Origin of the sequence: Kitasatospora sp. NPDC088548, assembly GCF_044753005.1 — a bacterium.
Classification (GTDB): domain Bacteria; phylum Actinomycetota; class Actinomycetes; order Streptomycetales; family Streptomycetaceae; genus Kitasatospora.
In genome coordinates, this window is sequence record NZ_JBIVMI010000075.1 from 1 (window position 1) to 1,965 (window position 1,965).

At 64.8% G+C, this 1,965-nt stretch carries 1 protein-coding gene; it reads left to right on the forward strand.

Going from position 1 to position 1,965, the window contains the following annotated elements; genetic code table 11:
- Positions 1-606 precede the first annotated feature (606 nt).
- Positions 607-1,902, forward strand: a complete 1,296-nt coding sequence (ltrA, locus tag ACIP82_RS37790) for a group II intron reverse transcriptase/maturase (RefSeq protein WP_363614600.1) — start codon at positions 607-609, stop codon at positions 1,900-1,902.
- Positions 1,903-1,965: the final 63 nt, after the last annotated feature.

The following is a 1,965-nucleotide window of genomic DNA, read 5'->3' on the forward strand; positions in this document are numbered from 1 at the left end:
TACGCGGACGACTGTGCGCCACGAACACTGAGGGAGGTTCCGGTGTAGAGACGGAAACTTCCGACGTGATGCTGCACTGGTGATGGAGGTAGGCCCTCCGGGACCGCCCACGCAGGGGGAGGTCTCAAACCACCGCAGGCTGCTCCGGTGAATGAGCCGGGGTGGTGAGCACTGCGGACAAGGCGCACTTGATGCGTCAGGTGTGAACCGAGAAGGCGAACGTGAGTGAACCACCGCCGAAGTGTCGAAAGCGTATGGATGGTTACCGAAACCGGGGTCCAGTTGTTGCCCCGGGATGAATCTGGCGGGTTCCTGTATTCCTGGCCAGGTGGTGCCCGGCATGAAGGTGGCGCGAGCTCGGTTCAGGCGTCGGTGCGGAACGTGGGAACCCCTCGCCGCGATGCTGCCGACGGCCGTGTTGACGGCTTGCCGGTGTCAAGGGAGAACCTCAAGCAGCTGAAACTGCAAGGGGGAGAGTACCGATGCGCGGCAGGGGGACGGACCGCCTCGTAGTAGTGCTGAAGCCCCTGTAATGGGGGTGGAGCGAAGGGGGCGGGTCGTCCTGGTCCTGTTTGGTGGTCAACCGGAGTTCCCGGGAGGAGCCAGGTGAACGGATCGAGGCCGCAGGCCGAGACCAAGGTCAAGTCGTTTGACATCCCCAAGTGGATGGTGTGGGAGGCATATCAGCGGGTCAAAGCCAACAAGGGTGCACCCGGGACGGACGGGGTGACGATCGAACGGTTCGAACAGGACCTGCAAGGCAACTTGTTCAAGCTGTGGAATCGCATGTCGTCCGGCTCGTATTTCCCTCCGGCCGTCAGAGCCGTGGAGATCCCCAAGGCGGGCGGACGAGGTGTCCGCGTGCTCGGGGTGCCCACCGTGGCCGACCGGATCGCTCAGACGGTGGCCGCAATGTATCTGGAGCGTCGGGTGGAGCCTGTGTTTCACCCAGACTCCTACGGCTATCGCCCCCGGCGGTCCGCGCTGGACGCGGTGGAGCAGTGCCGGCAGCGCTGCTGGAGAAGCGACTGGGTGGTCGATCTCGACATCCGGGCGTTCTTCGACAGCGTCGACCACGAGCTGATGCTCAAGGCGGTCGAACGGCACGTCGACGAGGACGGGAAGTGGGTTCTGCTCTACGTCCGGCGGTGGCTCATCGCGCCGCTGGCGAAGGCGGACGGGACGGTGCAGCAGCGGGATCGTGGGACTCCGCAGGGGTCGGCGATCTCGCCCGTGCTGGCGAATCTGTATCTGCACTACGCGTTCGATGTGTGGCTGACGCGGGAGTTCCCGCAGGTCACGTTCGAACGGTACTGCGATGATGCGGTGATCCACTGTCGCAGCGAGTGGCAGGCCCGCAAGGTGCGGGACGCCCTCGCGGCCAGGTTGGCGCAGGTCGGTCTGGAACTGCATCCGGACAAGACGCGCATCGTGTACTGCAAGGACGCCGACCGGCGGGGCTCGTACGAGCACACGTCGTTCACGTTCCTCGGGTACACGTTCCGGCCCAGGCTGGCCAAGAACCGGTTCGGGAAGCACTTCGTGAACTTCCTGCCCGCGGTCAGCAAGGAGGCGATCAAGGCGATGGGCAAGGAGATCCGTTCCTGGCACATCGCCCGGCGCAGCGACAAGTCACTGATGGACCTTGCGCGGATGTTCAACAGCATCGTGCAGGGCTGGATCAACTACTACGGGCGCTTCTACAAGTCCATGTTGTATCCGCTCCTGAGGCGCCTCAACGAACTGCTGGTTCGCTGGGCGTGCCGGAAGTACAAACGACTGCACCGCCGGGAGAAACGGGCCCGGGAACTGATGGCGGGCGCGGCCCGCCGCTACCCGAACCTGTTCGCCCACTGGCGGTTCGGACTCAAGCCTGACGGCTGGACGATGGGAGCCGTGTGAGCCGAGAGGCTCCCGCACGGTTCTGCGAGCGGCGGCGGGTGCAATTCCCGCCGCCGACTCACC